20 protein-coding genes are annotated in these 26,278 nt (G+C 71.5%); 9 read left to right on the forward strand and 11 right to left on the reverse strand.

All coding sequences use genetic code 11. The features are described from left to right. Positions 1 to 5: 5 nt before the first annotated feature. The 4 genes from KF708C_RS05900 to cobU are packed head-to-tail and all read right to left on the reverse strand — an operon-like array spanning position 6 to position 3,649. Complete coding sequence (locus tag KF708C_RS05900; RefSeq protein ID WP_059411199.1) at positions 6 to 911, reverse strand: cobalamin-binding protein; 906 nt, start codon at positions 909 to 911, stop codon at positions 6 to 8. Positions 912 to 933: 22 nt separating this feature from the next. Beyond that, a complete protein-coding gene (gene cobD, locus KF708C_RS05905; protein ID WP_059411078.1) occupies positions 934 to 1,971 on the reverse strand; it encodes a threonine-phosphate decarboxylase CobD in 1,038 nt (345 codons plus the stop codon). Beyond that, positions 1,968 to 2,939, reverse strand: coding sequence for an adenosylcobinamide-phosphate synthase CbiB (cbiB, locus tag KF708C_RS05910; RefSeq protein WP_020204327.1), 972 nt, complete (start codon positions 2,937 to 2,939; stop codon positions 1,968 to 1,970). The genes cobD and cbiB overlap by 4 nt, the downstream gene beginning before the upstream one ends. Then, complete coding sequence (gene cobU, locus KF708C_RS05915; RefSeq protein ID WP_197090319.1) at positions 2,933 to 3,649, reverse strand: bifunctional adenosylcobinamide kinase/adenosylcobinamide-phosphate guanylyltransferase; 717 nt, start codon at positions 3,647 to 3,649, stop codon at positions 2,933 to 2,935. Before cobU ends, cbiB begins: the two co-directional genes overlap by 7 nt. Positions 3,650 to 3,732: 83 nt before the next feature. Between cobU and KF708C_RS05920 the strand changes: the two genes are divergently transcribed. After that, a complete protein-coding gene (locus tag KF708C_RS05920; protein ID WP_082079446.1) occupies positions 3,733 to 5,277 on the forward strand; it encodes a cobyric acid synthase in 1,545 nt (514 codons plus the stop codon). A gap of 114 nt (positions 5,278 to 5,391) precedes the next feature. Then, the gene (locus tag KF708C_RS05925) at positions 5,392 to 6,123 is read left to right on the forward strand and encodes a ParA family protein (protein WP_059411082.1); all 732 of its coding nucleotides are present in this window, start codon (positions 5,392 to 5,394) and stop codon (positions 6,121 to 6,123) included. On the opposite strand, the gene KF708C_RS05930 is transcribed toward KF708C_RS05925, so the two are convergent. Then, positions 6,120 to 6,680 carry a GNAT family N-acetyltransferase gene (locus KF708C_RS05930; RefSeq protein WP_059411084.1) on the reverse strand — a complete coding sequence of 187 codons (561 nt, stop codon included), beginning with the start codon at positions 6,678 to 6,680 and terminating at the stop codon, positions 6,120 to 6,122. The genes KF708C_RS05925 and KF708C_RS05930 overlap by 4 nt on opposite strands. Before the next feature lie 277 nt (positions 6,681 to 6,957). Between KF708C_RS05930 and KF708C_RS05935 the strand changes: the two genes are divergently transcribed. Next, complete coding sequence (locus KF708C_RS05935; protein ID WP_059411086.1) at positions 6,958 to 8,157, forward strand: PepSY-associated TM helix domain-containing protein; 1,200 nt, start codon at positions 6,958 to 6,960, stop codon at positions 8,155 to 8,157. A gap of 188 nt (positions 8,158 to 8,345) precedes the next feature. Further along, on the forward strand, positions 8,346 to 9,842 hold the full coding sequence (locus KF708C_RS05940; RefSeq protein WP_059411088.1) for a Fic family protein: 1,497 nt from the start codon (positions 8,346 to 8,348) through the stop codon (positions 9,840 to 9,842). A gap of 78 nt (positions 9,843 to 9,920) precedes the next feature. Here the strand turns inward: KF708C_RS05940 and panC are convergent, their stop codons facing one another. The 3 genes from panC to KF708C_RS05955 all read right to left on the reverse strand — a co-directional run bounded on the left by panC (position 9,921) and on the right by KF708C_RS05955 (position 12,021). Continuing rightward, positions 9,921 to 10,769, reverse strand: coding sequence for a pantoate--beta-alanine ligase (gene panC / locus KF708C_RS05945; RefSeq protein ID WP_029043881.1), 849 nt, complete (start codon positions 10,767 to 10,769; stop codon positions 9,921 to 9,923). A gap of 153 nt (positions 10,770 to 10,922) precedes the next feature. Next, positions 10,923 to 11,804: a segregation and condensation protein A gene (locus KF708C_RS05950; protein ID WP_020204334.1), complete on the reverse strand. Its 882-nt coding sequence runs from the start codon at positions 11,802 to 11,804 to the stop codon at positions 10,923 to 10,925. 28 nt (positions 11,805 to 11,832) lie between these two features. Then, positions 11,833 to 12,021: a DUF3460 family protein gene (locus KF708C_RS05955; RefSeq protein ID WP_059411089.1), complete on the reverse strand. Its 189-nt coding sequence runs from the start codon at positions 12,019 to 12,021 to the stop codon at positions 11,833 to 11,835. A gap of 210 nt (positions 12,022 to 12,231) precedes the next feature. Here KF708C_RS05955 and KF708C_RS05960 point away from each other — a divergent pair, with 210 nt between their 5' ends. The 3 genes from KF708C_RS05960 (at position 12,232) to bamE (ending at position 18,944) form a co-directional block, all read left to right on the forward strand. Next, entirely contained in the window at positions 12,232 to 14,157 is a 1,926-nt protein-coding gene (locus KF708C_RS05960) for an autotransporter assembly complex protein TamA (RefSeq protein ID WP_082079447.1), read from the forward strand. 37 nt (positions 14,158 to 14,194) lie between these two features. Beyond that, positions 14,195 to 18,334: a translocation/assembly module TamB domain-containing protein gene (locus KF708C_RS05965; protein ID WP_059411092.1), complete on the forward strand. Its 4,140-nt coding sequence runs from the start codon at positions 14,195 to 14,197 to the stop codon at positions 18,332 to 18,334. A 61-nt stretch (positions 18,335 to 18,395) separates the two neighbouring features. Then, positions 18,396 to 18,944, forward strand: coding sequence for an outer membrane protein assembly factor BamE domain-containing protein (gene bamE, locus KF708C_RS05970; RefSeq protein WP_029043882.1), 549 nt, complete (start codon positions 18,396 to 18,398; stop codon positions 18,942 to 18,944). Here bamE and KF708C_RS05975 read toward each other — a convergent pair whose 3' ends face one another. From KF708C_RS05975 to KF708C_RS05985, 3 genes are all read right to left on the reverse strand, one after another. Further along, positions 18,945 to 20,813 carry a SulP family inorganic anion transporter gene (locus KF708C_RS05975; protein WP_059411093.1) on the reverse strand — a complete coding sequence of 623 codons (1,869 nt, stop codon included), beginning with the start codon at positions 20,811 to 20,813 and terminating at the stop codon, positions 18,945 to 18,947. Positions 20,814 to 20,957: 144 nt separating this feature from the next. Beyond that, a complete protein-coding gene (gene metG, locus KF708C_RS05980; protein WP_059411094.1) occupies positions 20,958 to 23,024 on the reverse strand; it encodes a methionine--tRNA ligase in 2,067 nt (688 codons plus the stop codon). 330 nt (positions 23,025 to 23,354) lie between these two features. Beyond that, positions 23,355 to 23,987: an OmpA family protein gene (locus KF708C_RS05985; protein WP_020204341.1), complete on the reverse strand. Its 633-nt coding sequence runs from the start codon at positions 23,985 to 23,987 to the stop codon at positions 23,355 to 23,357. Between the two features lie 305 nt (positions 23,988 to 24,292). Here KF708C_RS05985 and apbC point away from each other — a divergent pair, with 305 nt between their 5' ends. Together apbC and KF708C_RS05995 are read left to right on the forward strand one after the other, a co-directional pair. After that, the gene (apbC, locus tag KF708C_RS05990) at positions 24,293 to 25,381 is read left to right on the forward strand and encodes an iron-sulfur cluster carrier protein ApbC (protein ID WP_020204342.1); all 1,089 of its coding nucleotides are present in this window, start codon (positions 24,293 to 24,295) and stop codon (positions 25,379 to 25,381) included. Between the two features lie 158 nt (positions 25,382 to 25,539). Further along, entirely contained in the window at positions 25,540 to 26,064 is a 525-nt protein-coding gene (locus KF708C_RS05995) for a superoxide dismutase family protein (RefSeq protein ID WP_059411096.1), read from the forward strand. Positions 26,065 to 26,278: the final 214 nt, after the last annotated feature.

A 26,278-nucleotide genomic window follows, 5' to 3' on the forward strand; every position in this document is an offset into this window, starting at 1 on the left:
CGGCGCTACTGCGCGGGCCGCCTGGCGCGCGCTTCGTCGAGGTCCTTGCAGATGATCTCCGCCCCGCGCGCCAGGCGCGGGCCGGCGCGGTTGACGAGGTCGCCGTCGATCGCGTACAGGTTGCCGCGCGCCACCGCCGTGACCTGCTTCCAGCGCTCCCACATGGCGAAGTCCGGCAGCGGGCGGTCGGCGCGCGTGGCGCCCATGCTCGCGGTCATCATGACTTCGGGATTGCCGGCCACCACCGACTCCACCGAGACCGTCGGCACCAGCAGCGATTCGCTGGCGAACAGGTTGCGCCCGCCGCACAGCGCCAGCACGTCGCTGATCAGGTGCTGGCCGTTGAGCGTCATCAGCGGCTGCTGCCAGACCTGGTAGAACACCGTCACCGGCGCGCGCGCGGCGTAGGTCTGGCGCAGCTTGTCGATCTGCTGGCGGAAGCTGGCCGCGGCGGCGCCGGCGGCGGGTTCGGTGCCCATCAGCGTGCCGAGCCGCTCGATATTGCCGGGGATGCCGTCGAGTTTGCGCGGCTCGCTGAAGAACAGCGGCAGGCCGAGCGCGCGCAGGCGGTCGGTCTGCTTCTGCGCATTGCCGTGGCGCCACACCACGATCAGGTCCGGCTTGAGCGCGGCGATGCGTTCGAGGTCGAGCGCCTTGTTGTCGCCCACGCGCGGGATCTCGCGCGCCTGCGGCGGATAGTCGCTGTAGCTCACCGTGCCGACGATGCGCGCGCCGCCGCCGGCGGCGAACAGCAGCTCGGTGACGTGCGGCGCCAGCGAGATCACGCGCTGCGCGGGCTGCGCCAGCGTGACGGTCTGGCCGGCGTCGTCGACCACCGAGACGGTGGCGTGGGCGCCGGCGCACAGCGCACAGCCGAGCAGGACGGAGAGGGAAAGCAGGGCGCGGGTCATCGGCGGGCGGCTCATGTGCGGCTCATGCATGGGTGGGGTTGGAGGCGTGGCCGCAAGCACTGGCCAGGGCGGCGTCGAGCCGCTGCCAGGCGTCGTCGCGGGCCGGCGGCAAACCCAGGCGCAGGCTCGGCGGCGCGCCGTTGCCGGGCGCGTCGAACAAGCGCGTCCACACGCCTTGCCGCGCCAGCGCGTCGTGCAGCCGCGCGGCATCGGCGTGCGGCACCCAGCTGAACAACGCATGGCTCGCGGGCGCCAGCCCGTGCGCGCGCAGCAGCGCCGCCAGGCGCTCGCCGGACTGGCACAGCCGCGCGCGCGTGGCGTCCTGCCAGGCCGTGTCGGCCAGCGCCAGGCGCGCCACCGCGCGCGCCGGGCCGGCCACGGTCCAGTGGCCGAGATGCGCCGACAGCGCGGCCAGCAGCGCGGGTTCGGCCAGCACGAAGCCGCAGCGCACGCCGGCCAGCCCGTAGAACTTGCCGAGCGAGCGCAGCACCGCCAGCCCGGGCCGGTGCGCGTGCGCCGCCAGCGACAGCGCGGGCGTGCAGTCCATGAACGCTTCGTCGAGCAGCAGCGTGCCGCCGCGCGCGGCCAGCTGCGCGTGCCAGCGCAGCAGCGTGTCCGGCGCCAGCGTGCGCGCGGTCGGGTTGTTGGGGTTGACCACCACGAGGTGGTCGAGCCGCGCGGGCAGGTCCGGCCGCGCGAAGTCCGCCTCGGCCAGCGCCACCACCTCGTGGCCGGCGCGCGCGAAGGCGGGCGCGTATTCGCTGTAGCCCTGCGCGGCCACGCCGGTGCGGCCCGGCCGCAGCAGCAGCGGCAGCGCGCGGATGGCGGCCTGCGAGCCGGCCACCGGCAGCGCGTGCGCGGCGCCGCAGGCCCGCGCGGCCAGCGCGGCGAGGCCGTCGTCGTCCTGCGGCAGGCGCTGCCAGGCGTCGGCGGGCAGCGCCGGCACCGGATAGCCGTCGGGGTTGATGCCGGTGGAGAGGTCGAGCCAGCCGGCGGCGGGCCGGCCGTAGCGGCGCTCGGCGGCGAGCAGGTCGCCGCCGTGGCGGATGGGCATGGTCATGCGGGCAAGAAATGAAGGAGGATGGCGCTGGCGGCGGCAAGGGCCAGCCACAGCCACAAGGTGCGCCGGACCAGCCGCAGGCAGGCCCGCACTTCGGCGCTGCCGGGGGCCGCGCCCGCGCCCAGCGGCGGGCGGTCTTCCCATTCGCCGTGGTAGCGCGCGGGGCCGCCGAGGGCCACGCCGACCGCGCCGGCACCGGCCGCCATGACCGGCCCGGCGTTGGGGCTGGACCAGGCCGGTGCCTGCGCGCGCCAGCAGCGCAGCGCCTGCGCGGTGTGGCCGAGCAGCGCGTAGGACAGCGCGGTCAGGCGCGCGGGAATCAGGTTGAGCAGGTCGTCGAGCCGCGCCGCGGCCCAGCCGAAATACACGAGGCGCGGGGTGCGGTAGCCCCACATCGCGTCGAGCGTGTTGGCCAGGCGGAAGGCGACCACGGCCGGCGCGCCGCCGAGCAGGAACCAGAACAGCGCGCCGAACACGGCGTCGTTGCCGTTTTCCAGCGCGGACTCGCAGGCGGCGCGCGCCACCGCCTCGGCGTCCGCGTCGGCGGTGTCGCGCGAGACGATGCGCGCGGTCAGGCGGCGCGCCTCGGCAAGGTCGCCGCGCGCGAGCGCGGTGGCGATCGGCGCGATGTGCTGGTGCAGGCTGCGCGCGCCGAGCGCGGCGTACAGCGCCAGCGCCTGCAGCAGCCAGGCCAGCGCCACGCTCAGTTGCGCGGCGGCCTGCACCAGCAGGGCGGTGAGCGCGGCGGGCACCAGCACCATCAGCAGCCACGCGCCGATGCCGGCGATGCGCTGGCGCAGCGGCGCGCCGCCGCGGTTGACGCGCCGCTCGAGCGCGGCGGCGAGGTTGCCGAAACCGACCAGCGGATGCCAGCGGCGCGGCTCGCCCAGCCACTGGTCCAGCAGCACGCCGGCCACGGCCGCCGCCACGCAGGCGGGCCAGGTGAAAAGCGCGGACAGTATCAGCACGCCGGATCGGCGCCCTTGACGCTCACGGGAATGCCGGCCACCACCAGCCGCACGCGGTCCGCGGCGGCGGCCAGCTTCTGGTTGAGGCGGCCCAGTTCGTCGACGTAGAAGCGCGTGATGGCGCCCATCGGCACCACGCCGAAGCCGATCTCGTTGGAGACCAGGATCACGTGGCCGGGCAGCGTGGGCAGCGCGGCCAGCAGCGCGTCGATTTCCTCGGTGAACGCGGGCGGCGGCGTCACCAGGCCGTGCTCGGGATAGCTGCGCGCGTCGAGGAACAGCAGGTTGTTGAGCCACAGCGTGACGCAGTCGACCAGGATGCAGCCGTCGCGGGTGGCGTTGGCGTAGAGCGCGTCGGCCAGGTGCAGCGGCGCTTCCACCAGGCCCCAGTCGACCGGGCGGCGCGCGCGGTGCAGCGCGATGCGCAGCTGCATTTCCTCGTCGGCGCTGTCGTCGTCGTGGCGCGCGGTGGCGATGTAGGTGACGGGGCCGCCGCAGGCGGCGGCGTGGTCGGTGGCCAACTGCTCGGCGAAATGGCTCTTGCCGGAGCGCGCGCCGCCGAGCACCAGCGTGAGCTGGCGCGCGGGTCCGGCGGCAGCGGTGGCAGCCTGCGGCGCCGCAGCGGCGCGGGGCGCACGCTCGCCTTGCGGCACGGCGGTGGCCGTGGCGGCGGGCTCGGTGGCGGTAGCGGTAGCGTTGGCCGGCGTCATCCGGGTATTGTAGCGGGCGCATCCGGGCTCCGCACGCTCGGCGAGGCCGCCGCCGGCGCGCAGGCGGGTGCGATAATCCCGCGATGCAAAATCCTCTCTCCGAAGCCGGTCCCGGCGCGCTGCCGGGTGGCTTGCGCGGTACCTTGATGGTGCAGGGCACGACCTCCGACGCGGGCAAGAGCACGCTGGTGGCGGGCCTGTGCCGCCTGCTGGCGCGCGCCGGCGTGCGCGTGGCGCCGTTCAAGCCGCAGAACATGGCGCTCAACAGCGCCGTCACCGCCGACGGCGGCGAGATCGGCCGCGCCCAGGCGCTGCAGGCGCAGGCCGCCGGGCTGGCGCCGCACACCGACATGAATCCGGTGCTGCTCAAGCCCAGCAGCGATACCGGCGCGCAGGTCATCATCCACGGCCAGGCGCGCATGGACCTGAGCGCGCGCGACTACCACGCCTACAAGCCGGTGGCGATGCAGGCGGTGCTGGCGTCGCACCGGCGCCTGTCGGATGCCTACGAGGTGGTGCTGGTGGAAGGCGCCGGCAGCCCGGCCGAGATCAACCTGCGCGAGCGCGACATCGCCAACATGGGTTTTGCCGAGGCGGTCGACTGCCCGGTGGTGCTGGTGGCCGACATCGACCGCGGCGGCGTGTTTGCGCACCTGGTGGGCACGCTCGACTGCCTGTCGGACTCGGAGCGCGCGCGCGTGAAGGGTTTCGTCATCAACCGCTTTCGCGGCGACATCGCGCTGCTCGAGCCGGGCCTGGACTGGCTCGAGGCGCGCACCGGCAAGCCGGTGCTGGGCGTGCTGCCTTACCTGCACGGCCTGCACCTGGATGCCGAGGACGCCATCATCGGCGCGCAGGCGGCCAAGCACGGCGAGCTGCTGCGCGTGATCGTGCCGGTGCTGCCGCGCATTTCCAACCACACCGATTTCGACGCGCTGCGCGCCCATCCGCAGGTGGACCTGCGCTTCGTCGGCCCCGGCATGCCGGTTCCGCCGGCGGACCTGATCGTGCTGCCCGGCAGCAAGAGCGTGCGCGCCGACCTCGCCTTCCTGCGCGCCAACGGCTGGGAAGCGGCGCTGCGGCGGCACCTGCGCTACGGCGGCAAGGTGATCGGCATCTGCGGCGGCATGCAGATGCTGGGCCGGCGCGTGGAAGACCCGGCCGGCCACGAAGGCCCGGCCGGCGGCAGCGACGGCTTCGGCCTGCTCGACTACGCCACCGAGCTGGCGCCGCACAAGCAATTGCGCGTGGTGGCCGGGCGCCTGGCGCTGGAGGGCGGGGACGCGGCGGTGCAGGGCTACGAGATCCACATGGGCGTGACCACCGGCCCGGCGCTGGCGCGGCCGGCGCTGTGGCTCGACGGCGCGCGCCCGGACGGCGCGCTGTCGGAGGACGGGCAGGTGCTGGCGTCCTACGTGCACGGCCTGTTCGACCAGCCCGCCGCGTGCGCCGCGCTGCTGCGCTGGGCCGGGCTGGCGCGGGCCGAGGGCGTGGACCTGGCGGCGCTGCGCGAGGCCTCGCTGGCGCGGCTGGCCGACACGCTGGCCGCCCATCTGGACCTGGCCGCGCTGTTTGCCCCGCTGCAAACGCCCGCCGGCGGCTGTCACGAAGCCGCCGCCAACTGCTAAACTCGCACGCGGGCCCGCGCCGCCAGGGCCGGCGGCATCGGCGTCGCGGGCGGCAGGAGCCGATGCGGCGCCCGATGGCGGCCGCCCTGGAAATCGCTTGCGGAGAGCCCGGAAATGCCCGTAGTCGTGATCGCCAATCCCAAGGGCGGCGTAGGCAAGACCACGCTGGCCACCAACCTGGCCGGCTATTTTGCCCGCGCCGGCCACGCGGTGATGCTGGGCGACACCGACCGCCAGCAGTCCTCGCGCGCGTGGCTGGGCCTGCGCCCGCCCACGGCGCCCGCGATCCGTACCTGGGAAATCAGCTCCGACCACATCGCCCGGCCGCCCAAGGGCACCACGCACGTGGTGCTGGACACGCCGGCCGGCCTGCACGGCTGGCGCTTCAACGAGGTGATGAAGCTGGCCCACCGCGTGGTGGTGCCGCTGCAGCCATCCATGTTCGACATCCTCGCCACCCAGGACTTCCTCGCGCGCCTGGCCGACGACAAGCGCGTGCGCCACGGCGACGTGGCGGTGGGCGTGATCGGCATGCGGGTGGACCTGCGCACGCGCGCGGCCGAGCAGCTGCAGCGCTTCGTGGCGGGGCTCGGGCTGCCGGTGCTCGGTTTCCTGCGCGACACGCAGAACTACGTGCAACTGGCCGCGCACGGCCTGACGCTGTGGGACGTGGCGCCGTCGCGCGTGGCGCGCGACTGGGAGCAGTGGCAGCCGATCATCGGCTGGCTCGATCCCGCCGCCGCCAGGGCCAACGGGGCCACCGGGGCCGGCGCGCCGCGGGCGCCGGGCGCGTCGGCGCTGCCCGAGGCCGCGCCCGATGCGGCCAACGATGCCTCGGCGGCCTAGCCGCCCAGCCGCGCGAGCAGGGCGCCCACGTCGCCCCAGCTGACACGGCGCACGGTCACGATGAGGCCGGCGCCCGGGAACGGGTCCTCGAACGGCTCGCTCTCGGCGCCGCCCAGCCGCCGGTAGAACTCGCGCGCCTGCGCGTTGGCGTCCAGCACATAGAGAAATAGCGGCTGCCCGGGCCAGCCGGCGGCGACGCGGCGCGCGCAGGCGGCCAGCAGGCGCTTGCCCACGCCGGTGCCGTGCCATTGCGGCATCACATGCAGGTTGTCCAGGTAGATGCCGAAGGCCGGCTCGGCCTGCGGCTGCAGGCAGGAAAAGCCCGCCGGCTCGCCGTCCACGCGCGCCAGCGTGACCTCCAGCGGCGCCTCGGCGCCTTCCACCAGCCGCGCGTGCCAGGTGCGCAGGCGCTGCGCCGGGGCTTCGTGCTCCAGGTAGCCGTCCGGCAGGATGCCGCGGTAGGCGTGCTGCCAGCTGCGCGCGTGGAGCGAGGCGACCAGCGCCGCGTCGTGCGGGCCGGCCGGGGTCAGTTCGATGGTCCTGTTCATGTCGGTCATGGTTTGGCCGGTCCGGTCCAGGGGACCGGCGGTTCCTGGGGCCGCGCCGGCCCCGGACCGACATTCTGCGCCAACTCGCGCGTCCGCCGGCACCGCCGGCATTGCTGACACCGCTGACATATGGCCGCTACACAGCCAATGCACAGCCGCGCGGCCGTCCTGATAGAATCGCGAATCCTTCGCATTCTCATTGTTGCCGGCGGCCTGCCAGGTACTCTTGCCTGCTGTCGCCGCATGCTGTGCGCCTTACCCACCCCACACACGGATTCCCGTCCTCATGGTCACCGGCCGCCTGCGCGTCGTCATCGTCAAGACCCACCTGTACATCGGCCTGTCGCTGGGGCTGCTGTTCATCATGCTGGGGCTGACCGGCACCACCATCGCCTGGCGCGACGAGCTCGACGCGCTGATCAATCCCGAACTGCTGACCGCCACGGCGGACGTGCCGATGCCGCTGGCGCCGGCCACCATCAAGGCCGTCGCCGGACGCCTCGAAGCCGACCCGCGCTATGGCCGGCCGCGCATGCTGATGCTGCCGTCCTCGCCGCGCGAGGTCTTCGTCGCCTGGTATCCGCTCAAGGGGCCGGGCGGCGAGGGCCGCTCGCGCCAGGTCATGGTCGACCCGGTCACGCTGGCGGTGAAGGGCGAGCGCATCTGGGGCCAGCCGGGCCTGTCGCGCCCGCTGCTGATGCCCACGCTGTTCCAGTTGCACCACTACCTGCTGTCTGGCGAGACCGGGCGCACCATCCTCGGCGTGACCGGCATGCTGGTGCTGGTGCTGGTCGTGGCCGGCGTGCTGCTGTGGCTGCCCAAGCCCCGGCCGCGCGCGCTGCTGCGCGCGTTCCGCATCAGCCACGGCGGCTCGTGGTCGCGCTTCAACTACTCGCTGCACCGCACCGCCGGCATCTTCGCCGCGCCGGTGCTGGCCACGATGGCGTTCTCCGGCTGGTACCTGAACCTGCCCAAGTGGGTGACGCCGATCGTGGCCAGCGTGATGACGGTGACGCCGCCGGGCAAGCCGGTCTCGGCGCCGGCGCCGGCCGGCACGCCGCTGCTGGACATCACGCAGGCGGTCGCCGCCGCGCGCGGCCTGTACCCGGCGGCCGAAGTCACCCGCGTGAGCTTCCCGCGCAAGCCCGGCGATCCGTTCGAAGTGCGCCTGCGCCAGCCCGGCGAGGTGCGCCGCGACACCGGCGCCACCCGGCTCTGGCTCGACGCCCATACCGGCCAGCGCGTGGCGGTGCGCGATCCGCTCAAGGCGCCCGCCGGCGACACCTTCCTCAACTGGATGTACCCGCTGCACACCGGCGAGGCGTTCGGGCTGCCCGGGCGGATCTTCATCTCGGTGTTCGGCCTGGCGCCGCTGGCGTTCGGCCTGACCGGCTTCCTGATCTGGTGGAAGCGGCGGCGCGGCCACCGCAGGCATGTCGCGCGCACGATGGCGCGGGCGCAGGTCGGCGGGGTCAGGGGCGCCTGAGGCGGGATGCCGACAAAGAAATCCAGGGAATTTTGGCGTTCCTGAATAAAATCCGGTCTCGCTGAATAAAATCCATGTGTGCGATGCACATGGGCCCTCCCCGACGGCGTGTTGTTCGGTGCACTACTGAACAAAAGCCTGTCCTACACTGTGATTCTGAGAAAAATCATTGTCCAGTGAGGAAAAACATGGCCGTGGTGGGATACGAGTTCTTGCGCCGCGCGGACAGGCTATCTGCTTTTCCTCTCAAGCGCCAGGCGGAGATCCGGCCGGTCACGCGCGTGCTCGTCGAGCACGGTTTCATCGCGGTGCCGGCTTCGGTTGCGCCCCGGACCGAAGACAGGCTTGAACACCTCCTGTTCGCGCTCAAACACGAAGGCGTGAATCTCCAGGTGCTCGCACAGGCACTGCCGCTGATTCCCGCGCAGCGCGTGCTGCGGGCGGTCTGCGAAACGCCGAATGGCCAGTACGTGCGAGTGGCAGCCTACCTCTGGGAGCATTTCACGGGGCAACGGCTGGCAGGGCATCCGGAAACCACGGCCGCCTACGTTGACGTGTTCGACCCGGCCCGCTACGTGACGGGGCTGGCGCGGCGCGACCCACGATGGCGGGTCAATTTCAACGGCCTGGGCACGCTCGCCTACTGCGCCACGGTGGAACGCACGCCGGCGATCATGGCTGGCATCCAAAGCCGGATCCTGGAGCGTACCGCCGAATTCCTGGACGGCCTGGGGCCCGAAATGCGCGACCGCGCGCTGGCGTGGGCGTACCTTCATGAGACCGAGGACTCCTACGCCATTGAGCGCGAAACGCCCAGCGAGGACAAAGCCGAGCTCTTCGTGCAGTTGCTCCACCAGGCTCACGACGGTCGCCGGCTCAGCGAGGACTACCTCTGCGAGCTCCAGTCGTCGACGGTGAGCAATCCCCATCTGCAGGCCGACCAGTTCAGGACCGGGCAGAACTGGCTGCGCGGCCCTGGCCGTGGCGCCAGCGGCGTTACCTACGTGCCGCCGCGGCCCGAGCTCGTCGAGCCGCTCATGGCCGAGTGGATGGCATTCGCCAATGATGCGCCGGGCCAGATCGACCCGATCGTCGCGGCAGGCATCGCCTCATTCGGGTTCGTATTCATCCACCCGTTCTGGGATGGCAATGGCCGCTTGTCCCGCTTCATGTTTCACAAGGCCCTGTGCAGCTCGGGCAAGCTGGCCAAAGGCCTGCTTCTGCCGGTGTCGGTGGCGATGAAGCACCACGAGGACGAGTACCTGGCTGCGCTGCAATCGTATTCGCGCCCGGCCAGGGAGCGGGTGAAAGTCAGCTGGATCAGTGAAGGCGAATACGCGTTCGACTTCAAGGCCGATGACGCCATCTTCCGCTTCTGGGATGCCACCCCGTGCGTGGAGTTCGGTTTCAGGATGGCCGCGCTGGCGCTGGATGTGGAACTGCGCCAGGAGACCGTTTTCCTCCAGCGGTACGACAAGGTGCTGCGCCGGGTGAATGATCAGGTGGACATGATCGGAAGCGACCTCAGCACCTTGGTCGTCATCTGCCTGGACGCGGGCGGAACCCTCTCCAACAAGAAACGAAAGCGGTATGCGAACAAAGTGCCGGAGGCGTATTTCGGCATCATCGAGGACGCCGTGCGCGAGGTGCTCGAAGACGACGAGGATGGCGGCGAGCCGGCCTGACACCCAGGGCGCCGCCGCGACCGGCCGGCCTTCGGCGTTCGCGGACGCCGCTTTTTCATGCCGGCCTTCGCCCGCGGCTCAGATCTCGAGATTGTCGATCAGGCGGGTGGCGCCGAGCTTGGCGGCGGTCAGCACCACCAGCGGCTCGCCGGCGACGAACTCCTCGCGGCTGGGCGGCTGCAGATCGGCGCGCTTGCGCACCGCGACGTAGTCCGGCTTCCAGCCGCGCGCGGCCAGCGCGGACACGGCGCCGGCCTCGATCGCGGCCAGGTCCGCGCTGGCGCTGTTGGCGGCCAGCACGGTGTCGCGCACCTGGTGCAGGGTCTGGTAGAGCACGGGCGCCTCGGCGCGCTCGCCGGGGGTCAGGTAGCGGTTGCGCGAGGACAGCGCGAGGCCGTCCTCGGCGCGCACGGTCTCGGCCGGCACGATGTCGATCGGCAGCGCGAACTGGTTGGCCATGCGGCGCACGATCATGAGCTGCTGGTAGTCCTTCTTGCCGAACACGGCCACGCGCGGCTGCGCGCACGAGAACAGCTTCATCACCACGGTGCACACGCCCTTGAAGAAGCCGGGGCGGAACTCGCCTTCGAGGATGTCGCCGAGGTCGTGCGGCGGCTCGACGCGGTATTCCTGCGGCTCGGGGTACATGTCGCGCTCGGTCGGCGCGAACAGGACGTAGACGCCTTCCTTCTGCAGCTTCTCGATGTCATCCTGCAGCGTGCGCGGGTACTTGTCGAAGTCTTCGTTGGGCCCGAACTGGAGCCGGTTGACGAAGATCGAGGCGACCACCGGGTCGCCGTGCTGGCGCGCCAGGCGCATCAGCGACAGGTGCCCTTCGTGCAGGTTGCCCATCGTCGGCACGAAGGCCACCCGGTTCTGCCCGCGCAACTGGTCCCGCAACTCGTGAATGGAGGAAATGACTTTCATGAAGTTGGTGTGCTGGTCGTGGTAGGAGTATGCCCGGCGTGGTCCCGCGCGGATGGCGGCGGGTGGGGAACCGGGCTGGCGCTCTTGTCGGCGCCGGCTGTCGGCGGATTGTAGAGCAAGTCGCGCCGTTCGGACGGCGCCGGGGAATGCGGACTAGTTGGGAATGTACGCCAATCGCACATAAATCGGCGCGAAGGGCTCGGCCTGGGTGATCTCGACCAGCGACTCGCGCGACAGCTCGAGCATGGCGATGAAGTTGACCACCACCACCGGCACGCCCTTGCCGGAGCGCACCGCTTCGTCGAAGAGCTGGGTGAACTCCATGAAGCGCGCATGCTGCAGGCGGCGCAGGATGTTGCTCATGTGCTCGCGCACCGACAATTCCTCGCGCGAGATCTTGTGGTGCTGGTTGAGCCGGGCGCGCTTGAGCACGTCGGCCCAGGCGGCCTGCAGGTCCGTCAGCTCCACGTCGGGGAAGCGCGGCGCCAGGCTCTGCTCGATGTACACCTGCGAGTGCAGGAAGTCGCGGCCGAGCTGCGGCACCTGGTCGATGCGCATCGCGGCGAGCTTCATCTGCTCGTATTCCAGCAGGCGGCGCACCAGTTCGGCGCGCGGGTCCTCGGCTTCCTCGTCGCTGTCGGTCTTCCTGACCGGCAGCAGCATGCGCGACTTGATCTCGATGAGCATGGCCGCCATCAGCAGGTACTCGGCGGCCAGTTCCAGGTTGCTCTTGCGGATCTGCTCGATATACGCGAGGTACTGGCGCGTCACTTGCGCCATCGGGATGTCGAGGACGTTGAAGTTCTGCTTGCGGATCAGGTACAGCAGCAGGTCGAGCGGGCCTTCGAACGCTTCCAGGAAGACCTCGAGCGCGTCCGGCGGGATGTAGAGATCCTGCGGCAGCTTGAACAGCGGCTCGCCGTACAGGCGCGCGAAGGCCATGCCGTCCACCGCCGCGGGCGTGGAGTCCTGGCCGGGCGCGACGCTCGGCAGCTCGATCGCCAGCGACAGCTTGTCCTGCTCGCTCTGGTTCATCGGGGGCGGGGGCGGCGCGGCGGCTGCCTCAGTCCAGCGCGTAGACGTAGGGCTTCTGCGCCACGCGCGAGGCGATGGCGCGATCGCGTTCCTCGAGGTTGATCGGCGCCTTGTCCCACAGCAGGGCGCGGCCCTGGCGCTGTTCCGTCTCGAGCGACGGGCGCTCTTCCTTGAGCGACTTCAGGAACTGGGTGATGTCCGATTCGTAGGCAGCCATGACGGGGAAATTGGTGAAATTGAAGGGGCAGCCGGGATTTTACCGTATCGGCAGGCGCCGGCAGGGGTTTGCGCGCGGGTCTGCCCGCGGACCCGCCCGGGGCGGCCCGGCCCGAGCCGCCGGCGGGCGCTCTTTTTCGCCCGCATCGGCAGGCTGGGCGCGCGGTGTGGTCAAATGTCGACTTCGCATGAAGTGCACCGATCGATGAGGATGGATCCAGGGAACGAGCGCCTGCCGCCTGCCGCGCCCTCCGGCCCGCCGCCGGGGAATGCGTCCGTCCGGCGCCGCTCGCGGCGACTGCCGCCGGCGGCCACGCCGGCCGGCTGGGTTGTCTGGGCCGTCCTGGCGCTGTGCGCGCCGCCGGCCGCGGCCACCTACAAGGTCGAGGTGGACGCGCCCAAGGCGATCAAGGACATGCTCGAGGAGCACCTCGACCTGTCGCGCTACCGCACGCGCGACGACATCTCGCCGGACCAGTTCAACTACATGGTCGAGACCGTGGGCGAGCAGGTGCGCCAGTTCACCTCCACCGAAGGCTATTTCGACCCGGCCACCACCACGCGGGTGGAAGGCAGCGGCGACCAGCGCACCGTGTACCTCACCGTGGAGCCCGGCGCGCGCACGCTGATCCGCAACGTGGACGTCGACGTGACCGGCCCGGCCGCCACCCAGTCGCCGGCGCAGGTGGCCGAGCTGCGCGCCAAGTGGGGCCTGCCGGCGGGCGAGCCGTTCCGCCAGGCGGACTGGGACAAGGCCAAGGATGACGCGCTGGCCGAATTGCAGAGCCATACCTATTACGGCGCGCGGCTGGCCGGCTCGCAGGCGCGCGTCGACCCCGACGAGCGCGCCGCCGACCTGAACGCGCGTTACGCCAGCGGGCCGGCCTACAGCCTCGGGCCGCTGCGGATCAGCGGGCTGCGCCGCTATCCCGAGCAGATCATCCGCAACGTCAACCCGTTGTCGCAGGGCGAGCCCTACCGCGTGGAGCGGCTGCTCGAGTTCCAGCGCGCGATCCAGAACCAGCCGTACTTCTCCAACGTGGAGATCGACCTGGGCCCGCAGGGCGACGCCCGGAGCACCGATGCCCGGAGCACCGGCGACCAGGGCGCCGACGACCAGCCGTCCGGCGCGCCGGCCGACCCGCCGCTGGACCAGAACGCCGAGCGCGTGACCGCGCCGGTCCACGTGCGCGTGCGCGAGTACCCGACCAACCGGCTCACCTCCGGCGTGGGCTACACCACCGACACCGGGGCCCAGGTGGAGGGGCGCTATTCGTACTACAACCTGTTCAACCGCGCCTGGGTGTTTGACTCGCAGGCCCGCATCGAGCAGAAGCGCCAGTACGCCTTCGCCGAGGTGGCCATGCCGCCCGACACCCGGACCTACCGCAACAGCGTCTATGGCAGCTACGAGCGCACCATCGACCTGGAAAGCACCGACCTGACCAGCCTGCGCACGGGCCTCAAGCGCTCGCGCTCGCGCGAGAAGTACGACACCACGCTGTCGCTGGACTACTACTACGACAGCCTGCAGCCCTACGGCGAGGAAGCGCAGCTCAGCCGCGCGCTGGTGCCGGCCTTTGCCTGGACCCGGCGCGACGTCGACAACCCGGTCTTCCCCCGGCGCGGCAACGTCATCAACACGCAGCTCGGGGTGGCGGCCAAGCACGTGCTCAGCGACGAGACTTTCTTCCGCCTCTATGGCCGCATCCGCCAGTACATCCCGGTGGGCAAGCGCGATCTCGTGGTGGCCCGGCTGGAGCTGGGCGCCGACATCACCCGCGGCGACGTGACCGGCGTGCCGGCTTCGCTGCGCTTTCGCGCCGGCGGCACCGATTCGATCCGCGGCTACGGCTACCAGTCCATCGGCACGCGCAGCGGCGCCAGCGTGCTGCCCGCCAAGTACCTGGGCACGGCCAGCCTGGAATACCAATACTGGTTCCTGTACGACTGGGGCGTGGCGGTCTTCTGGGATACCGGCACCGCCACCGACAACCTGACCGGCGTGCGGCTCTACAACGGCGTGGGCATCGGCGCGCGCTGGCGCAGCCCGGTCGGGCCGGTGCAGCTCGACGTGGGCTACGGCATCCAGGAGAAGCAGTTCCGCCCGCATATCTCGCTGGGAGTCGCATTCTGATGACGCTGCGCGCGCCCGCCCGCGGAGGACCCGCCGCATGAGCATTCCCGACATGCCCCCGGTGCCGGCCGGCGACGGCGCGCCGCCGCCGCCGCGGCCGGGCCGCCGTCGCCTGGGACGCTGGCTGGCCTGGCTGGCCGCGCTCGTGCTGCTGGCGCTGGTGGCCACGGTGCTGGCGGTGGTGCTGGCGCTGCGCACGGAAGCCGGCACGCGCCATTTGTGGTCGCTGGCGACGCGGCTTTCCGCCGGCGCCCTGTCGGGCACGCTGGAAGGCGGCACGGTGGCGCACGGGCTGCGCCTGCGCGACGTGGTCTTCGCCAGCGGCCAGACCCGCGTCACGGTGGACCGCGCCGAGGGCGACTGGGCGCTGGGCTGGTCGCCGGCGCGGCTGCACGTGAACTGGCTGCGCATCGGCAAGGTCACGCTGCGCCTGCCGCCCGCCGCGCCGGCCGCGCCCGGCAGTGCGCCGGCCACGCTGCCGGCGTCGCTCGAGCTGCCGCTCGCGGTGGACGTGGACTCGCTCGCGCTGGAGCGCCTGGCGCTGCTGCAGGGGCCGCCGGCCACGCCCGACGAGCTGGTGTTCTCCGGGCTGGCGGGCTCGCTCCATTCGGACGGGCTGCGCCACCGCGTCAGCATCGACCAGCTGCTCACGCCCTACGGCAAGCTGGCCGCCAACGCGCAGCTCGCCGGCCAGGCGCCGTTCGCGCTCAACGGCGGGGCGCTGCTCGAAGGCAACTGGCAGAAGGAATCGTTCAGCATCAGCGCCGGCGTGAGCGGCACGCTGGCCGCGCTGCACGCGCAGGCCGAGGCCAGCGGCGACCGCCTGCGCGGCCGCGCCGCGGCGGACCTGACGCCGTTCGGCAAGGTGCCGTTCACCCACGTGGGCATCGACGCCGAGCAGATCAACCCGCAACTGTTCAGCCCGTCGGCGCCGCGCGCCAACCTGTCCGTGCATGCCGAGCTGCGGCCGGTCGACGGGGCCGCGGCATCGGCCCCGGCATCGGCTCCGGCCCCGGCCCCGGCCCCGGCCCCGGCCCCGGCCGCCGCGGGGGCGTCGGCCGCCGGGGCTTCCGCGCCGGCGCCGCTGCGCGTGGCCGGCGAGGTGCGCGTGGTCAACCACGAGGCCGGCCCGATCGACGCGCAGCGCCTGCCGGTGGCGTCCGCGCAGGCGCGCATCGAGGTGAGCGAGGCCTCGCAGGTGGTGCGCGACCTGCGCGTGGCGCTGCCGGGCGGCGGCGAGATCCGCGGCAGCGGCGCGCTGCGCGACGGCCGCGGCGGCTTCGACCTCGACGTGCGCGAGCTGGACCCCAAGGCGCTGCACGGCAGCCTGAACCGCGTGCGCCTGTCCGGGCCGGTGATCGTGCGGCTGGAGCCGGGCCGCCAGAGCCTGGCGGTGGACCTGTCCGGCGGCGAGCTCAAGCTGTTCGCCGACGCGCGCCTCGACGCCGACGCGGTGACGCTGACCGCGCTGCGCGCCGGCATCGGCCGCGGCACGCTCAGCGCCGAGGGCACGCTCTCGCTCAAGGACGCGCAGCCCTTCAGCTTCAAGGGCAAGCTGGCCAACTTCGACCCCGCGCGGCTGGCCGCGGTGGCGCCCGGCAACATCAACGCGGAGTTCGCCGCCAGCGGCACGCTCGCGCCCGAGCGGCGCGTGGCGCTCGATTTCACGGTGGGCGACAGCGTCTACGCGGGCCTGCCGATGCGCGGCGAGGGCAAGCTGCGGCTGGCCGGCGAGCGCTTGCTGCCGAGCCAGGCCACGCTCGACATGGCCGGCAACCAGGCCCGCCTCGACGGCAGCTTCGGCGCGCGCGGCGACCGCCTCAGGCTGCACGTGGACGCGCCCCAGCTCGAGCGGCTCAAGTTCGGCGTGGCCGGCCTGCTCAAGCTCGACGCCGACATCACCGGCACGCTGGCCCGGCCCGAGGTGGCCGGCAGCTACAGCGCGCAGGCGCTGGCGGTGGGCCCGCACAAGGTGGCCAGCGCCAGCGGCAAGGCCGATCTGCGCGGCGGCCTGGACGGCACGCTGGCGCTGCAGCTCAACGTGCGCGACTACCGCGGCCCGTTCGCCGCGCTGCGCACGCTCGACGCCTCCATCAGCGGCACCCAGGCCAGCCACGTGTTCGACCTCAAGGCGGCCGGCGCGATGCACGGCAAGCCGCTCGACCTGGCCCTGGCCGGGCAGGGCGCGTGGCAGGGCGCGACGGGCTGGAGCGGCACCATCCGCATGCTCGAGGAGCGCGGCACCGCCAACGTGCGCCTGCTGGCGCCGGCGTCGCTGCAGGTGGCGGACCAGCGCGTGAAGCTGGGCGCGGCCGGCCTGCAGTTCGAGCACGCCCGCGTCGACGTGGACGGCTTCGAGTTCGACCACGGGCGCATCCGCACGCAGGGCAAGCTCGACGGCCTGGAGGTGGCGAACCTGCTGCGCCTCGCCGAGGCGTTCACCGGCGAGGCGCCGCCGCTGCGCTCCGACCTGGTGCTGGACGGGCGCTGGAACGTCACGCTGGCCGAGAGCGCGGCCGGCTTCGCCGAGCTGCGCCGGCGCAGCGGCGACCTCTCGGTCAACGCGGGGCGCGGCTTCACCACGCTGGGTTTGGGCGAGAGCGCGCTGCGCGCCGACCTGGCCGGCAACCGCGTCAACCTGCGCGGCGGCATCGAGGCTTCGCGGCTGGGCCGGGTGACGGTGGACGCCTCGGCCGGGCTGCTGCAGGAACAGGGCCTGATGACGGTGACGCCGGCCTCGGCGCTGGCGGGCAAGGTGACGGCGGACATCCCCCGGCTCAAGACGCTCGAGGCGCTGAGCGGCCCGCAATATGCGTTCGAGGGCCGGCTGGCGGCCGTGCTGCAACTGGCGGGCACGGTGGGCAAGCCGCTGCTGACCGGCAACATCGACGGCGAGGACATCGCGCTGACGCTGTACGACGAAGGCATCCGCCTGACTGGCGGCGTGGTGCGCGTGGCGCTGGACCAGGACACGATCGAGCTCCGGCAGGTGGAGTTCTACGGCGGCGACGGCAAGATCGTCGCCACCGGCAACATCAAGCTGGGCGACACCGACCCCAACCTGACCGGCCGGATCGTGGCCGACAAGCTGCAGATCTTCGCCAGCCCGGAGCGTACCCTGATCGTTTCCGGCGACGCCAGCATCCTCAACGAGAACCGCCAGATCGTGATCCGCGGCAAGTTCCGCGTGGACCGCGGGCTGTTCGACCTGCCCAAGGCCGGCGCCCCGGTGCTCGGCGACGACGTGGTGGTGGTGCGCCGGCGCGACCAGCGCGAGCTGAAGACCGCCGCCACGCCGGTGCCGGAAACCAAGCCGGCCGGCCGCTTCAGCCCGCTGATCGACCTCACGCTGGATCTCGGCGACAACTTCCGCTTCCGCGGCGCCGGCGCCGACCTGCGGCTCGGCGGCCAGCTCGGCGTGCGCAGCGCGCCGCTCACGCCGCTGCGCGCCACCGGCACCATCCGCGTGACCGACGGCACCTACGAGGCGTTCGGGCGCAAGCTGGACATCGAGCGCGGCATCGTCAATTTCAACGGGCCGGTGGACAATCCCAACCTGAACATCCGCGCCATGCGCCGCAACCAGGAAGTGGCGGCCGGCGTGGAAGTGACCGGCACGGTGCGCCTGCCGCGCGTGCGGCTGGTGTCCGAGCCCAACGTGCCGGACGAGGACAAGCTGTCGTGGCTGATGTTCGGCTACGGCGCCGAGAGCAATACCAGCGGCCAGCAGCGGCAGCTCAGCGCCGGCGCGCTGGGCGGCGCGGCGCTGGGCATGCTGGGCGGGCGCGCGGGCAAGGGCGTGGTGCAGCAGCTCGGCATCGACGAATTCTCGATCGGCCCCAGCACCGCGGGCCTGAACGACCAGCAGGTGGTGAGCGTGGGCAAGGCCGTGACCGAGAAGATCTCGGTCGGCTACGAGCAGAGCCTGACCAGCGCCTCCAACGTGGTCAAGCTGACCTGGGCCTTCTCGCGGCGCTGGTCGCTGATTGCCAAGGGCGGCTCGATCAACGGGCTGTCCGTGCTGTTCAACCGCCGCTTCGACAGCTGGGGCAACCTGTTCAGCGGCACTTCCCGCCGCGCCGCGGGCGCAAGGAGCCAGACCGATGCCAGCCAGGACACCACTACCGACAACGCCACAGCGCCGGCCGGCGCCGCCTCGGATGCCCGCGCGCGCTGAGCCCGGCGGGCGCGTTTTCGCCATGTTCTCCACTCACGCGCCGTACCGGCGCCTTGCCGCCATGGGACTGATTTCCTCCGTGCTTGCGCTGTTCGGCTGCGACCAGCAGAAGGTCGACGAAGCCATGAAGAAGGCGGGCGAGGGCGCGCGCTCGGTATGGAACGCCGTCAAGCCCGACAGCGAGCTGTTCAAGGGCATCGTGGTCGGCCAGTCGGGCGAGGACGACGTGCGGCGCCAGGCCGGGCGCCCGGAAATCGTGTGGGAGGAGGACAACGGCGCGCGCCGGCTCGAATACCCGCGCGGGCCCGAGGGCGCCACCACGTGGATGGTGACCATCGGCGCGGACGGCAAGGTCGGCGCCATCGAGCAGGTGCTGACCGCGGAGAATTTCGCGCGCGTGCATGCCGGCATGAGCCGCGACGACATCCGCCGCCTGCTCGGCAAGCCGACCAAGGTGGAAGCGTTCGCGCTCAAGAAGGAAGAGGTGTGGGGCTACCGCTGGTGGGAGAGCTCGCAGGACAAGGCCTTCTTCAACGTGCACTTCGACGCCGCCGGCAAGGTGACGCACACCTCGCGCAGCGACGATCCGTCGAAGATGCAGGGCGGCTAGCTAGGCCGGCGGCGCGGCGGGGGCGGCCTGCGTCGCCTGGGCGGCATCGCGGGCAGCGCGCCCGGCCAGCAGCACGCCCGCGCGGGCGCAGGCCGCGGCCAGCGTGTCGCAGCAGTTCTCGGGGCCCATGCGCTCCAGGAAGCCGGCGCGCCGCATCAGCGAGAACACCTGCGCGGCGGCGTTGCACACCACCAGCGTGCCGCCGCGGCGCGCCAGCGTGCGGCGCAGCGCGTCGAGCGTGTCCAGCCCGGTGGTGTCCAGCGCCACCAGCTTGCCCACTTCCAGGATCAGCACCGCCGGCGCCGGCTGGCTGCGGTCGCGCGGGTCGATCAGCGCTTCCACCTTGTTGACCGCGCCGAAGAACAGCGCGCCGGTCATGCGGTAGGCCTGCACCTCGCCCGCCGGCAGCGCGCCGCCGGGCGCCGGCGGCAGCTCGGCCGGCGCGATCGGCTCGATCTGCGTCAGCGAGGCCATGCGGTAGATGAAGAACAGGCAGGCCAGCACCAGCCCCACCTGCACCGCCACGGTGAGGTCGAACACCACCGTCAGCACGAAGGTGCCGAGCATGATGATGCGGTAGTTGTTGCTGAAGCGCTTGAGGTGCGCCAGCCCGAACACGTGCCATTCGCCCATGTTCCACGCCACGTAGAGCAGGATGGCGGCCAGCGTGGCCAGCGGGATGGCGCTGGCCAGCGGCGCCGCCGCCAGCATGATCACCAGCAGCGTGGCGGCGTGGATGATGCCGGCCACCGGCGTGCGTCCGCCGCTGCGCACGTTGGTGACGGTGCGGGCGATGGTGCCGGTGGCCGGCAGCCCGCCGAAGAACGGCGTGACGATGTTGGCGATGCCCTGCGCCATCAGTTCCTGGTTGGGGTCGTGGCGGTCGTCGATGAGGCTGTCGGCCACGCGCGCGCACAGCAGCGACTCGATCGCGCCGAGCAGCGCGATGGTCAGCGTGGGCGCCAGCAGCTGCTGCGCCAGCTGCCAGCTCAGGTGCGGCAGCGCGAACGGCGGCAGGCCCTGCGGGATGCCGCCGAAGCGCGTGCCGATGGTCTCCACCGGCAACTCCAGCAGCGCGTTGGCCGCGGTGGCCAGCACCAGCGCCACCACGGTGCCGGGCACCATCGACAGGACCCGGCTCCAGCGCCCGGGCGCGGCCGGCGGCTGCGCCGGCGCCGGCGCGGCATGCCGGCGCCGGTCCGCCAGCCGCGCGAGGCGCGACCAGCCCGCCACCACCGCCAGCGAGCCCAGCGCGAGCGCCACCGTGGGCCACGATATGGTCGGCAGCGCCTGGCCCAGCACGCGCATCTGCGAGAGGAAGTCGCCCGGCAGCTTGCCGGTGCGCAGGCCGAGGAAGTCGCCGATCTGCGACACCATGATCAGCACCGCGATGCCGTTGGTGAAGCCGATCACGATGGCCACCGGAATGAAGCGCACCAGCGTGCCGAGCCGGAACAGCCCCATCGCGAACAGCAGCATCCCCGCCAGGATGGTGGCGATCAGCAGGTTGGCCACGCCGTAGCGCGCCACGATGCCGTAGACGATGACGATGAAGGCGCCGGCGGGGCCGCCGATCTGCACCGGCGAGCCGCCCAGCGCGGCGATCAGGAAGCCGGCGATGATGGCGGTAAACAGGCCGGCCTGGGGCGGCAGGCCCGAGGCGATGGCGAAGGCCATCGCCAGCGGCAGCGCCACCACGCCCACGGTCAGGCCGGCGGCGAGGTCCTTGGCGAAGGTGGCGCGGTCGTAGTCCCGCAGGCTGTCGCGCAGGCGCGGGTGGAAGGCGGCGAGGGGAAAGGGCTGGCGCAGGCGTGGGCCGCTGCGCGGGGTACCGGCGACGGGAGCGTGGCCGGGAACGCTGTCGGGCATGCCAGGGACTCCATCAACGCCCTTGTCGGGCAGGAATGCAGTATGGGCTTGCCGGCGCGGTGTCGTCAATCGCCGGGGCCGGCCGCCGCGCGGCGGCCGGCCCGCGTGGCGCGCGGGCGCGCTCGCCTGCGCGCCCGCGCGCGCTCAGCGGATGCGCATGCCGGGCACGGCGCCGTCGTGCGGCTCCAGGATCCACAGGCCCGGCGTGGCCTTCTCGTCGGCGGCCGAGGCGGCCAGCACCATGCCTTCGGACAGGCCGAACTTCATCTTGCGCGGCGCCAGGTTGGCCACCATCACGGTCAGCTTGCCGACCAGCTGCTCGGGCGCGTAGGCCGACTGGATGCCGGAGAAGACGTTGCGGGTCTTGCCTTCGCCCGCGTCCAGCGTGAGCTGCAGCAGCTTGCTCGAGCCTTCCACCTTCTGGCAGGCCACGATCTTCGCCACGCGCAGGTCCACCTTGGCGAAGTCGTCGATGGTGATGGTCTCGGCGACCGGCTCGATCGCGGCGGCGCCGGCATCGGCGCCGGCCGGCGCGGCGGCCTGCAGCGAGTCGCGGTTGGCGGCCAGCAGCGCGTCGACCTGCTTGGCGTCCACGCGCGTCATCAGGTGCGAGTACGGCTGCACCGGGCGCGCGGCGCTCAGCTGCTTGTCGATCGCGCGCCAGTCGAGCGGCTCGACGTTGAGGAAGCGCTCCACGCCGGCGGCCATCTGCGGCACCACCGGCTTGAGGTAGACGGTGAGCAGGCGGAACGCCTCGAGCGAGACCGAGCAGGCCGCGTGCAGGGCGGCGCGCCTGGCGTCGTCGCGCGCCAGTTCCCACGGCTTCTCGGTGTCGACGAAGGCGTTGACCGCGTCGGTCAGCTCCATCACCAGGCGCAGCGCCTTGCTGTACTCGCGGCTTTCATAAAGCTGCGCGACCTGCGGCGCGGCCTCGCGCAGCTGCTTGAGCAGCGGGTGCGCGAGCGCGGCCTCGTCCACCGCGCCGTCGAAGCGCTTGACCAGGAAGCCGGCGGCGCGGCTGGCGATGTTGACGTACTTGCCGATCAGGTCGCTGTTGACGCGCGCGATGAAGTCCTCGAGGTTCAGGTCGAGGTCTTCCATGCTGGCGTTGAGCTTGGCGGCGAAGTAGTAGCGCAGCCATTCCGGGTTCATGCCGGTGTCGATGTAGCTCTGCGCGGTGATGAAGGTGCCGCGCGACTTGCTCATCTTGGCGCCGTCCACGGTCAGGAAGCCGTGGGCGAACACGTTGGTCGGCGTGCGGTGGCCCGAGAAGCGCAGCATGGCCGGCCAGAACAGCGTGTGGAAGTAGAGGATGTCCTTGCCGATGAAGTGGTACTGCTCGGCGGTGGAGTGCGGGCCGACCCAGGCGTCGAAGTCGATGCCTTTCTTTTCGGCCAGGTTCTTGAAGCTGGCGTAGTAGCCGATCGGCGCGTCCAGCCACACGTAGAAGTACTTGCCGGGCGCGCCCGGGATCTCGAAGCCGAAGTAGGGCGCGTCGCGCGAGATGTCCCAGTCCGACAGCGTGGAAGCCTCGCCCTCGGCGCCGAGCCATTCCTGCATCTTGTTGGCGGCTTCCGGCTGGGCCAGGTCGGCCACCCACTCGCGCAGGAAGGTCTCGCAGCGCGGGTCGGACAGCTTGAAGAAGTAGTGGGCCGACGACTTGCGCACCGGCGTGGCGCCCGATACCACCGAGTACGGGTTCTTCAGGTCGGTGGGCGCGTAGGTGGTGCCGCACACCTCGCAGGAATCGCCGTACTGGTCCTTGGCGCCGCATTTCGGGCACTCGCCCTTGATGAAGCGGTCCGGCAGGAACATGTTCTTGACCGGGTCGTAGAACTGCTCGACCTCGCGCTCGGCGATCAGGTCCTCGGCCTTCAGCGCCAGGTAGATCTTCTCGGAAAGCTGCTTGTTCTCGTCCGAGTCGGTGCTGTAGTAGTTGTCGAACGACACCAGGAAGCTGTCGAAATCGCGCTTGTGCTCGCTCCAGACGCGGTCGATCAGCTGCTTGGGGGTGATGCCTTCCTTCTCGGCGCGCAGCATCACGGGCGTGCCGTGCGTGTCGTCGGCGCCCACGTAGTAGACCTCGTTGCCCATCATGCGCTGGAAGCGCACCCAGATGTCGGTCTGGATGTACTCCACCAGGTGGCCGATGTGGATCTGGCCGTTGGCGTATGGCAGGGCAGAGGTGACGAGGATGCGACGTGCGGTCATGGATGGTGCCGGTCAGGGGTAAACGGGGAAAGCGGGCACGCGCGGCGGGAGGCCGGCGCGCACCGTGAGACGGCTATTCTAGCAAGCGGGGCCGCAGGCGCGGGTGGCGCGCGGCGGACCGGTGGCGGACAGGACGGCGGCGGGGAGGGCCGGCGCGGCTTCGTGGTGACTTATATGCCACTTGGAGGGCTGCGGGCAAAAAAAGCGCCGGTCAGAACCGGCGCAGCTTTCCACAACGGAAAAGGAGGAGAAATCAGGTACCGCCCGGGAGGTCAGTCACCCATCGCGAGCCAGCAACGGTGACAAGCGGTACCTGTTTCTATGACTGCATCACCCTTGAATTGGTTTCAAAAAAATTTCCACGCGGCGATTCTGCGCGCGTCCCGCCTCGGTCGCGTTGTCCGCGATCGGCTGCGTCTGCCCGCGGCCCTCGGCCGCCAGGCGGTTGCGCGCGACGCCGCGGTCACCCAGGTAGCCGGCCACGCTCTGCGCGCGGCGCTGCGACAACTGCATGTTGTAGCTCGGGTTGCCGGTGCTGTCGGTATGGCCGACCACGGTGGCGGCCACGTCCGGATGCTGGTTGAGGGTCTGGGAGACCTGGTCGAGCACCGCGCGGAACGACGGCTTGATGGTCGAGCTGTCCGTGTCGAACGTCACCTGGCTCGGGATGTTCACCTTCAGCGAGCCGTCCGGCTGCTCGGTGATCTGCGTGCCGGTGCCGGCCGTGTCCTTGTTCAGCTTGCCGCGGATCGCGTTCCAGTTGTAGCCGGTGGCGCCGCCCAGGGCGCCGCCCACCGCCGCGCCGACCAGCGTGCCGGTGGTGTTGCCGCCGATCAGGTTGCCCAGCCCGGCGCCGACCGCGGCACCCACGCCGGTGCCGACCGCGGTCTGGGTGCCTTGTTCGGTGGCGCAGCCGGCAGCGAGCACGGCGACGGTGGCGAGGCTGACGAGCTTGAGTTTCATGCTTTCTCCTTCAGGACGAATCGTTGTTGGCTGGTTTTTTGACACGGTGCGCACCACAACGCTAGAAATAACGCGGAAGGCACGTGAATACAAGTATCCGGCGGTCCGCGCCGGGCGGCGTTTCTGGCGCACTACAATAAGGACATGAAGCCGGGCGCACAAGCGCAAGCCTGTGACAGTTGTAAGTGCGTGTAATTCCATGCGCGGCGCATGGGCTTGTCGGCCGCGCGCCACCCTCGGCGGGCGCGTGGTCCATACTTTGATACAGTACGCGCCTTCCCCCACATCCAGCAGCGGAGATTGTCTTGAGCCTCACCATCGACCAGGTTACCGAAGTCCTGCGCACCGTGATCGACCCGAACACGGGCCGGGATCTGGTGTCCACCCGCTCGGCGCGCAACGTGCGCGTCGATGGCGGCGACGTGTCGCTGGAAGTGGAACTGGGTTATCCCGGCAAGAGCCAGCTCGAGCCGATCCGCCAGGCGGTGCTTGCTGCGTTGCAGCAAATCCCGGGCCTGGCCAATGCCAGCGTGACCGTGACCAGCAAGATCGTGTCGCACGCGGTGCAGCGCGGCGTCAAGCTGCTGCCCGGCGTCAAGAACGTGATCGCCGTGGCTTCCGGCAAGGGCGGCGTGGGCAAGTCCACCACCGCCGTCAACCTGGCGCTGGCGCTGTCCGCCGAGGGCGCGCGCGTGGGCATGCTCGACGCCGACATCTATGGCCCCAGCCTGCCGATGATGCTCGGCATCACCGGCCGGCCCGAGTCGTCGGACGGCCAGACGATGGAGCCGCTCGAAGGCCACGGCCTGCAGGCCAACTCGATCGGCTTCCTGATCGAGCAGGACAACCCGATGGTGTGGCGCGGCCCGATGGTGACCTCGGCGCTGGAGCAACTGCTGCGCCAGACCAACTGGCATGACCTCGACTACCTGATCGTCGACATGCCGCCGGGCACCGGCGACATCCAGCTCACGCTGTCGCAGAAGGTGCCCGTCACCGGCGCGGTGATCGTCACCACGCCGCAGGACATCGCGCTGCTGGACGCCAAGAAGGGCCTCAAGATGTTCGAGAAGGTGGGCATTCCCATCCTCGGCATCGTCGAGAACATGGCGGTCTACTGCTGCCCGAACTGCGGCCACGTCGAACATATCTTCGGCGAGGGCGGCGGCGAGAAGATGTGCGAGGACTACCACGTGGACCTGCTCGGCAGCATGCCGCTGAACCGCTCGATCCGCGAGCAGGCCGACACCGGCCGCCCGACCGTGGTGGCCGATCCCGACAGCCCGGTGGCCGAGCTGTACCGGGCGATGGCGCGCAAGGTGGCGGTCAAGGTGGCCGACCGCGCGCGCGACATGAGCAGCAAGTTCCCCAGCATCGTGGTGCAGAACACCTGAGCGGCGCCCGGCGGGCCGGCCCGGGCGGGCGTCCGCCGCCGTCCGTCGCTTGCCCGCCACCTGCCCGCCGGCGCGCGCCATCGGGCGGCAAACTCTCGCCGGCACGTCACATTGCGGCGGTACAATCGGCCGCACAACACCGTGAGAGGAGGTTCTGCATGAAGCATGTACGCGTACTTTTCTGCCTGGCGGCAGTGGGCGCCCTGGCCGGCTGCGGCAGCATGGACATCGGCGGCGACAGCGCCGTGGCCAAGCTCGACGCCAAGAGCGGCACCGCCACGCAAGGCACCGTGACCTTCACCCAGCGCGGCGACCGCGTGCTGGTCAAGGCCGACGTGAGCGGCCTGCCGCCCAACACCGAACACGGCTTCCACGTGCACGAGAAGGGCGATTGCTCGAGCCCCGATGCCATGAGCGCCGGCGGCCATTTCAACCCGACCGGCAAGCCGCACGGCTCGATGTCGATGCCCGACCACCATGCCGGCGACATCAACAACCTGCGGGCGGACGCCAGCGGGCGCGCCCAGGCCAGCTTCGAGCTGACCGGCGTGACCGTGGCCCCCGGCCCCACCAGCGTGGTCGGCCGCGCCGTGGTGGTGCACAAGGACCCGGACGACTACCGCACCCAGCCGACCGGCAACTCCGGCGGGCGCGTCGCCTGCGGCGTCATCGCCAAATCCTGACGGGCGGGCACGGGAAGCGGGGCGCGCCGTCCCGGCTTCCCGCGCCGCTCCCCGCGCCGTCCACAGTCGCTCACGGCCGCTCCCGGCCGGTCTTCCGGTCCGGTCCTGGCCTGGTTCCGGCCTGATCCGAGCCCGATCCGGGCCCGATCCGGGCCCGATTGGCGCCTGATTCCACTCCGGCTCACTTCCCCGATGCCCGCGCGCCGGAAGCGCT

It is taken from the genome of Cupriavidus basilensis (genome assembly GCF_000876015.1).
GTDB classification, from domain to species: domain Bacteria; phylum Pseudomonadota; class Gammaproteobacteria; order Burkholderiales; family Burkholderiaceae; genus Cupriavidus; species Cupriavidus basilensis_B.